General features: G+C 65.8%; 9 protein-coding genes and 1 pseudogene. 9 read left to right on the forward strand and 1 reads right to left on the reverse strand.

The features are described 5' to 3' along the window. Positions 1 to 243 precede the first annotated feature (243 nt). The 8 genes and pseudogenes from ACWCPQ_RS32120 to ACWCPQ_RS32155 all read left to right on the forward strand — a co-directional run bounded on the left by ACWCPQ_RS32120 (position 244) and on the right by ACWCPQ_RS32155 (position 6,797). The gene (locus ACWCPQ_RS32120; RefSeq protein WP_449905963.1) at positions 244 to 768 is read left to right on the forward strand and encodes a DUF3558 domain-containing protein; all 525 of its coding nucleotides are present in this window, start codon (positions 244 to 246) and stop codon (positions 766 to 768) included. 5 nt (positions 769 to 773) lie between these two features. Then, complete coding sequence (locus tag ACWCPQ_RS32125) at positions 774 to 1,331, forward strand: DUF3558 domain-containing protein (protein WP_449905966.1); 558 nt, start codon at positions 774 to 776, stop codon at positions 1,329 to 1,331. 436 nt (positions 1,332 to 1,767) lie between these two features. Further along, positions 1,768 to 2,142: a 30S ribosomal protein S12 gene (gene rpsL / locus ACWCPQ_RS32130; RefSeq protein WP_063041881.1), complete on the forward strand. Its 375-nt coding sequence runs from the start codon at positions 1,768 to 1,770 to the stop codon at positions 2,140 to 2,142. Between the two features lies 1 nt (position 2,143). Then, positions 2,144 to 2,614, forward strand: coding sequence for a 30S ribosomal protein S7 (gene rpsG, locus ACWCPQ_RS32135; RefSeq protein WP_063000274.1), 471 nt, complete (start codon positions 2,144 to 2,146; stop codon positions 2,612 to 2,614). 125 nt (positions 2,615 to 2,739) lie between these two features. Next, positions 2,740 to 4,842: an elongation factor G gene (gene fusA / locus ACWCPQ_RS32140; RefSeq protein WP_449905971.1), complete on the forward strand. Its 2,103-nt coding sequence runs from the start codon at positions 2,740 to 2,742 to the stop codon at positions 4,840 to 4,842. 137 nt (positions 4,843 to 4,979) lie between these two features. Further along, positions 4,980 to 6,170, forward strand: a complete 1,191-nt coding sequence (gene tuf, locus ACWCPQ_RS32145; protein ID WP_449905973.1) for an elongation factor Tu — start codon at positions 4,980 to 4,982, stop codon at positions 6,168 to 6,170. A gap of 128 nt (positions 6,171 to 6,298) precedes the next feature. Beyond that, positions 6,299 to 6,400: pseudogene (locus ACWCPQ_RS32150) on the forward strand (type II toxin-antitoxin system Phd/YefM family antitoxin); the annotation flags it as partial. 139 nt (positions 6,401 to 6,539) lie between these two features. Further along, positions 6,540 to 6,797: a type II toxin-antitoxin system VapC family toxin gene (locus ACWCPQ_RS32155; RefSeq protein WP_449905976.1), complete on the forward strand. Its 258-nt coding sequence runs from the start codon at positions 6,540 to 6,542 to the stop codon at positions 6,795 to 6,797. Between the two features lie 58 nt (positions 6,798 to 6,855). Here the strand turns inward: ACWCPQ_RS32155 and ACWCPQ_RS32160 are convergent, their stop codons facing one another. After that, positions 6,856 to 8,100 (reverse strand): FAD-dependent oxidoreductase, encoded by a 1,245-nt coding sequence (locus ACWCPQ_RS32160; RefSeq protein ID WP_449905978.1) that lies wholly within the window; start codon positions 8,098 to 8,100, stop codon positions 6,856 to 6,858. Positions 8,101 to 8,168: 68 nt separating this feature from the next. On the opposite strand from ACWCPQ_RS32160, the gene ACWCPQ_RS32165 reads away from it, so the two are divergent. Then, a complete protein-coding gene (locus ACWCPQ_RS32165; protein ID WP_449905981.1) occupies positions 8,169 to 8,519 on the forward strand; it encodes a helix-turn-helix transcriptional regulator in 351 nt (116 codons plus the stop codon). The last annotated feature ends 50 nt before the right edge of the window (positions 8,520 to 8,569 follow it).

The raw sequence follows: 8,569 nt of genomic DNA on the forward strand, positions 1-8,569 counted from the left end.
CGTTTCCCGCCCGATTTTTCTTCCACCTCTACCGACGGGCCCGAGACGGGAACGGTTCCGCCGGAGTTCGCCTTTTCTCGGCCGATACCGTTCGCGGAGGTCGGTGACGGTCCGGCCGCGCCGAACCCCCTGCCGCCGCGCGGTACTCACCACGGTTCGGCCCGGTCGCCGACCGGCGGTGCGAGAACCCGGGGCGACCTGCACCGCCGCCGGGAGCGGTCTTTCGTCGGTATTGTGCACGGCATGCGGATCAGGTCGGCGATAGTCCTCGGGTTAACCGCGGCGTTTGCCCTGACGGGGTGCGGATCCGACGAAGGGGCCGGCGGAGACGCCGACGGTCCGCGGGGGCCGGCGCCGAAGGTGGCGGCGCTCGGTCCGTTCGTAGGGGAATGCGGGCACGTGACCGACAACGAGGTACGTGATGTCGGGGGGCTCGGCCAGATCTCGCAGTCCTTCAAGAACGCGGTCGGCTGCAATTGGCAGGGCGGTGGCCTGGGCGGGAACTCCATCACCTTCGCGTCGTACCGGGGCAGCCCGCTGGAACGGGAAAAGGCCTGGGTCACGACTCACGGCCGGCCGCCGGAACCGATCACGGTGGGTGGCCGCAACGGGTTCGCGGCACTCGATCCCACCGGGCGGATCTGCGATCTCGCGGTACAACTCGACGACGATTTCTTCGAGTGGTCCACCGCGCTGAGCATCCCCGGCGGTAGCCCGTGCGACCGCAGCCGGGCACTCGCCGAACTGACGATCGAGCGGCTGGGATGAAGGCGATGACGGCATTCGGGGACGGCCGCGCGGGTGGACGGCGGCTACGCAGGGCGTCCGTCGCGGCGGCGCTGCTGATGACCGCGGTGTTCGGGGCCGGCTGCGGCAGCACCGTGGCGGGGACCGCGCAACCGGTCGGTGGTGGCGAATCGGTGGATACCGCCCAGATCGACAAACTGTTACGTGAATGCGAAGTGGTCACCGACCAGCAGATCGTCGACGCGCTCGGTGGCAACGCCTACATCAGCGACTCGTTCTTCGGCGCGGTCTGCATGTGGGATGTCGGCGGTGGCTCCGGAATGCTCACTTTGAACTGGTACGAGAACGGGTCGCTGCGCAACGAGCAGGCCACGAACGACAAGCTGGGTTACACCAGCACCAAGACCACCGTGCAGGGCACGATCGCGCTGGAGGTCCGGCGGCCGAACGATCCGAACTCGTGCGGGATGACCGCCAGCGCCGCCGACTCCGGAGTGATCGGCTGGTGGGTCAACGCGGGAACGCCCGACCCGTGCGCCGCCGCGAAGAAACTGCTCGAACTCACGCTCAACATCGCGCGTTAGTCCGTACGCCGGCGCCGCGGCGCCACTCGTTTCGCGGGCTCCCGGGCCCGCCCGGCCTCGCCCGTGCTCGTGACAAACCGGGAACAAGCGGTCGATCGGGTCCGTTGAGTAGGAACGAGAGACTGCCCGGGAGGGGTCGAGAGCCGGAAATCGAGGGGCCGTTGTCGGCCCGCCATATCACAACATCACCCCGGTTTTGACCCTATTCACTACGCCCGAGTACAGTGGACCGCTGTGCCCGGAAGGATACGGGCAAGTTCGAGCGTAGACGTAGGCCAGCGAGAGCGGCCGACGATTCCAGCGTGCCTGTAAATCGGGCCCTGAACTGCGCGCGACACGCCCGACCTCGGGACGCGAGAAACGTGGTTGGACGTGCGGGTGAAAGCTCGATGAACAGCCCTGACACCGCCATAACCGATAAAAGGAAAGCCGGTATATGCCAACCATCAACCAGCTGGTCCGCAAGGGTCGCCGCGACAAGGTCTCCAAGACCAAGACCGCGGCCCTGAAGGGGAGCCCGCAGCGTCGTGGCGTGTGCACCCGCGTGTACACCACCACCCCCAAGAAGCCGAACTCCGCGCTGCGGAAGGTCGCGCGTGTGAAGCTGACCAGCGCGGTCGAGGTCACGGCTTACATCCCGGGCGAAGGCCACAACCTGCAGGAGCACTCGATGGTGCTCGTGCGTGGCGGTCGTGTGAAGGACCTTCCCGGTGTGCGTTACAAGATCATCCGCGGCTCGCTCGACACCCAGGGTGTGAAGAACCGCAAGCAGGCCCGCAGCCGTTACGGCGCCAAGAAGGAGAAGAGCTGATATGCCTCGCAAGGGCCCCGCTCCCAAGCGTCCGCTGATCAACGACCCGGTCTACGGGTCGCCGCTGGTGACGCAACTGGTCAACAAGATTCTTCTCGACGGCAAGAAGTCCACTGCCGAGCGCATCGTGTACGGCGCGCTGGAGCAGGCGCGCGACAAGACCGGCACCGATCCGGTCGTCACCCTCAAGCGCGCGCTGGACAACGTCAAGCCGGCGCTCGAGGTCAAGCCGCGTCGTGTCGGTGGCGCCACCTACCAGGTGCCGGTCGAGGTTCGTCCCGGCCGCTCCAATACCCTCGCGCTGCGCTGGCTGGTCAACTACTCGCGGGCTCGCCGTGAGAAGACCATGATCGAGCGCCTGGCCAACGAACTGCTCGACGCCAGCAACGGCCTGGGTGCTTCGGTCAAGCGTCGTGAGGACACCCACAAGATGGCCGAGTCCAACCGGGCCTTCGCGCACTACCGCTGGTGATGTCTGTCCGGCCCATCGCTGCGGGGTCGGGAGGCTTACGGAAGCACCGCTTCCGCTTTGACAGATATGACGGCCACACGGCCGTCGGCGAAAATCCCAACTAGCTACGAGCGGGGAAGATTTCCGTGGCACAGGACGTGCTCACCGACCTGAACAAGGTCCGCAACATCGGCATCATGGCCCACATCGATGCGGGCAAGACCACTACGACCGAACGCATCCTCTTCTACACCGGTGTGAACTACAAGATCGGCGAAACCCATGACGGGGCGTCGACCACCGACTGGATGGAGCAGGAGCAGGAGCGTGGTATCACCATCACCTCCGCCGCGGTGACCTGCTTCTGGAACCAGAACCAGATCAACATCATCGACACCCCCGGCCACGTCGACTTCACCGTCGAGGTGGAGCGCAGCCTGCGTGTGCTCGATGGCGCGGTCGCCGTCTTCGACGGCAAAGAGGGCGTGGAGCCGCAGTCCGAGCAGGTGTGGCGGCAGGCCGACAAGTACGACGTGCCCCGGATCTGCTTCGTCAACAAGATGGACAAGCTGGGTGCGGATTTCTACTTCACCGTGCAGACCATCAAGGACCGCCTCGGTGCCAAGCCGCTGGTCATCCAGCTGCCCATCGGCGCGGAGGACACCTTCGAGGGCATCGTCGACCTGGTCGAGATGAAGGCCAAGGTCTGGACCGGCGAGACCAAACTCGGCGAGAAGTACGAAGTCCAGGACATCCCGGCCGATCTGGTCGAGAAGGCCGAACAGTACCGGCAGGAACTGCTGGAGACCGTCGCCGAGTCCGACGAGGCGCTGCTGGACAAGTTCTTCGGCGGCGGTGAGCTCTCGATCGACGAGATCAAGGGCGCCATCCGCAAGATGACGGTCAACTCCGAGCTCTACCCGGTGCTGTGTGGTTCCGCGTTCAAGAACAAGGGCGTGCAGCCCATGCTCGACGCGGTGATCGACTACCTGCCCTCGCCGCTGGACGTCGAGTCCGTGCAGGGGCACGCGCCGAACCACGAGGACGAGGTTCTCACCCGTAAGCCGAGTGCCGACGAGCCGTTCGCGGCCCTGGCGTTCAAGATCGCGGTGCACCCGTTCTTCGGCAAGCTGACCTACGTCCGCGTCTACTCGGGCAAGGTCGACTCCGGTGCCCAGGTCATCAACGCGACCAAGGGCAAGAAGGAGCGTCTGGGCAAGCTCTTCCAGATGCACTCCAACAAGGAGAACCCGGTACCCCAGGTCAGTGCCGGCCATATCTACGCGGTCATCGGCCTGAAGGACACCACCACCGGTGACACCCTGTGCGATCCGAACAACCAGATCGTGCTCGAGTCGATGACCTTCCCGGACCCGGTCATCGAGGTCTCCATCGAGCCCAAGACCAAGTCCGACCAGGAGAAGCTGGGCACCGCGATCCAGAAGCTCGCCGAGGAGGACCCGACCTTCACGGTGAAGCTGGACCAGGAGACCGGCCAGACCGTCATCGGCGGTATGGGCGAGCTGCACCTGGACATCCTGGTCGACCGGATGAAGCGCGAGTTCAAGGTCGAGGCGAACGTCGGCAAGCCGCAGGTGGCCTACCGCGAGACCATCACCAAGAAGGTCGAGAAGCTCGAATTCACCCATAAGAAGCAGACGGGTGGTTCGGGTCAGTTCGCGAAGGTCATCATCGCGCTGGAGCCGTTCGTCGGTGAAGACGGCGCTACCTACGAATTCGAGAACAAGGTTTCCGGTGGTCGCGTGCCGAGGGAATACATCCCCTCGGTCGACGCTGGCGCACAGGACGCCATGCAGTACGGTGTCCTCGCCGGTTACCCGCTGGTCAACCTGAAGGTCACCCTGCTCGACGGTGCCTACCACGACGTCGACTCCTCGGAGATGGCGTTCAAGATCGCCGGCTCGCAGGCCCTCAAGGAAGCGGCCCGTAAGGCCGGTCCGGTGATCCTCGAACCGCTGATGGCGGTCGAGGTCACCACGCCCGAGGAGTACATGGGCGATGTGATCGGCGACCTGAACTCCCGCCGTGGCCAGATCCAGGCCATGGAGGAACGCAGTGGTGCCCGTGTCGTCAAGGCGCTGGTTCCGCTCTCGGAGATGTTCGGCTACATCGGTGACCTGCGGTCGAAGACCCAGGGCCGGGCGAACTACTCCATGGTGTTCGATTCGTACGCGGAGGTTCCGGCCAACGTGTCGAAGGAGATCATCGCCAAGGCGACCGGCGAGTAAGTGCCCCTCCGGGGCAGGTAGCGCACCTGCCCCGGATCTCCCGGGAGTTTGTACAACCCGTTAGTTCCCCACGTACGTGGGGATGACCCCCGCACTGCTGCAACTGCAAGCACCAACAAGTCCAGGAGGACCACACAGTGGCGAAGGCGAAGTTCGAGCGGACAAAGCCGCACGTCAACATCGGCACCATCGGTCACGTCGACCACGGCAAGACCACGCTGACCGCAGCGATCACCAAGGTGCTGGCGGAGAAGTACCCGGATCTGAACGAGAGCTTTGCCTTCGATCAGATCGACAAGGCGCCGGAGGAGAAGGCTCGTGGTATCACGATCAACATCTCCCACGTCGAGTACCAGACCGAGAAGCGCCACTACGCCCACGTCGACGCCCCGGGTCACGCCGACTACATCAAGAACATGATCACCGGTGCGGCGCAGATGGACGGCGCCATCCTGGTGGTCGCGGCCACCGACGGCCCGATGCCGCAGACCCGTGAGCACGTGCTGCTCGCCCGCCAGGTCGGCGTGCCCTACATCCTGGTCGCGCTGAACAAGTCGGACATGGTCGACGACGAGGAAATCCTCGAGCTCGTCGAGATGGAGGTCCGCGAGCTGCTGGCTTCGCAGGAGTTCGACGAGGATGCCCCCGTCGTGCGTGTCTCCGGCCTGAAGGCCCTCGAGGGTGACGCCAAGTGGGCCGAGTCCATCGTCGAGCTGATGAACGCTGTCGACGAGTCCATCCCGGACCCGGTGCGTGAGACCGACAAGCCGTTCCTGATGCCGATCGAGGACGTCTTCACCATCACCGGTCGTGGCACCGTCGTCACCGGTCGTGTGGAGCGCGGTGTGGTCAACCTCAACGAGGAAGTCGAGATCGTCGGCATCCGTCCGGAGAAGACCAAGACCACCATCACCGGTATCGAGATGTTCCGCAAGATGCTGGACACCGCTCAGGCCGGTGACAACGCGGGTCTGCTGATCCGTGGCATCAAGCGCGAGGACGTGGAGCGCGGCCAGGTCGTCATCAAGCCGGGCACCACCACCCCGCACACCGAGTTCGAGGGACAGGCCTACATCCTGTCGAAGGACGAGGGTGGCCGCCACACCCCGTTCTTCAACAACTACCGTCCGCAGTTCTACTTCCGTACGACTGACGTGACGGGCGTTGTGACCCTGCCCGAGGGCACCGAAATGGTTATGCCCGGCGACAACACCGAGATGTCGGTGAAGCTGATCCAGCCGGTCGCCATGGACGAGGGTCTGCGCTTCGCGATCCGCGAGGGTGGCCGTACCGTCGGCGCCGGTCGCGTCACGAAGATCATCAAGTGATTCCCTGAATCGCTGGAAACGGCGCCGCTCCTTCGAGGAGCGGCGCCGTTTTCGTTTCGCACGACAGACGCACGGTGGTCGGGGCCCGCAAGTAGCCCGATCCATATATTTCAGATAAGCATGAATTCATGGTGACAACGTCTGCGGCCGAGGCGTCACGCAACTTCTCGGCCGTGCTCAGCCGGGCGGAGCACGGTGAGACGATTCGTATCGTCCGGCATGGGCGGACGGTGGCAACCGTGGCCCCGCCCGCGACGAGTACGGGCCGTTCGTTGCGACTTGCGTTGGAGGAATCCGACATACCACCGTTCGACGACGATTACGCCACCGATATCGCGGCGGGGCTTGCCATGGTGTCGGACGACATGGATGACCCGTGGGCAGGCGCTTCAACGCTCCCGCCGGCTCGCCTTGCTGCTCGCCGACCTCGATATCCTCGAATACACCCATGCCACAGCCACTCGTCACGCCCAACTCCTGGCGCAGGTACGCCGATCGGGTAGACCCCGCGGCGCACACGATCTGATCATCGCCGCGCATGCCGCGGAAACCGGTCGTGCCGTCGTTTCTCTCGATACAAAAGCGAAGTTCGGCGATCTCGATGGCCTCACAGCGATAGCACCATGAAGCCGGGATGGGCGTGGGCCGAGTTCGAGGTGCCTGGTTCGGTACGGATTCGGTACGGTCAGCGTCTGCGCGCCAGTAGGTTGGCGGTAGCCAGGACCGGGGTCGCGAGTCCTGTTGCGGCCGCACCGAGGGGTGTGTCGGTGGCTCGCATCCACCGGACGGTTCGCATGGCCTGGACGAGGATTTCACTACCGCGCACGCGCATATCCGCTTCGAATTCGCTCACGGCGACGGCCAGGGTGCTCGTGCCCGAGACGACCGTACCCAGCCGGGCGACCAGGCTCGCCGCATCACGTATCGCGGCCCCGGCACCCATGCCCGCGGTGGGTGGAGTCGCGTGCACCGCGTCGCCCAGGGCGGTCACCGGGCCGGCGGCCCAGGGAGCGAGGTCTCGCGCTCGGGTCGAGGAAGCGTTGAAGCGGAAGGCCGCGATGCTGTCGGGCTCGGCTCGTTCGACGACCTCGAGGGTGGATCGGTGCCAGCCGCCGCGGGCGAACCGGGCCGCCAGCGCGGTACGCAGGGCGTCACCGCGCAGGGCGCGTAGAGAATCGGTCGCGGCCGACTCGGGGAACATGGCGCCCCAGATGTAGGTGGGGCCGTTCGTGATCGCCTCTCGCCGATCTGTCGCGCCGAGTACCGCGTTGCCTACCGGGTCGAGAAAGCCGATGTAGAGCGCGGTGGCACGCGGTCCGACCGCCATCCCCGAGCGGGTGCCGAGCCGGTGCCGCTCCCGGGCGCTGAGGCGTTCGGCGCCGGTCCGGCCGGAGAAGCCGACGATGCCGGTCGGTTCGCTGGTGGATCGACCGGCCAGGTGGCGGGCGACGAGGGAATGGGCGCCGTCCGCGCCGACCAGCAGATCGCCACGGCAGGAGGACCCGTCGGCGAAGACGGCCGTCGGCTCGCCCTGTGCCGTACGGGCGATATCGGTGACCGTCCGGCCCAGGTACAGGTCGGGGCCGGCCGCGTCGGCCAGGATCTTCCGCAGCGTGATGCGGTCGATGTCCACACTCGGACTGTCCCCGAGTCGCGGCCCGTAGCCGAGCAGCCGGCCGCGGCGGTCCCAGAGTGCGTCCCGGTCGCGTAGCCGCAGCGCCGAGGCCGATCCCAGCAGCCGTTCGAATATTTCCGGTGCGACGAGTTCCCGGAGGGCGGCCTGCGCCCGGCCGTCGAGCGTGATGTGGTATCCGCCGGTCTGGGCGACATCGCTGTCGCGATCGAATACCGATACGTCGAATCCGTGCCGGCGCAGACCGGCGGCCAGCGCCAAGCCGCCGATCCCACCCCCGACGATGATCGTGTGCATTGTGTTGTGACTCCCGTAGCCGATCGGACGATTCCGGCCGCGACAATGCCACCGATACCGGCCATCGAATGTCCACTACCGTTGGGCCGGTGGCCGATACCTCCCGGCGCGCCCTGCGCCTGCTGTCACTGCTCGCCACCCGGCGGCGCTGGTCGCTCGGTGAGCTCGCCGCCCGGCTCGAAGTCAGTGAGCGAACTGTCCGGCGTGATATCGAAACGCTGCGCCTGCTCGACTATCCGGTCCGGACACTGCGCGGACCGGCAGGCGGCTATTGTCTGGGGGCGGGTCACACGCTGCCGCCGCTGCTGTTCGACGAGGCCCAGGCGATGGCGGTCGCGGTGGCCCTGCAGACCGCTCCGAACACCGTCTTCGGTCTAGAGAGTGTCCTCAAAGTCTGGGCGGTTGAGGTGCCGGTTTGATTTGATGTGTGGTCGTGGTGGCACGTAGGCATGAATTGACCGAGGACCAG

It is taken from the genome of Nocardia sp. NPDC001965 (genome assembly GCF_053594175.1).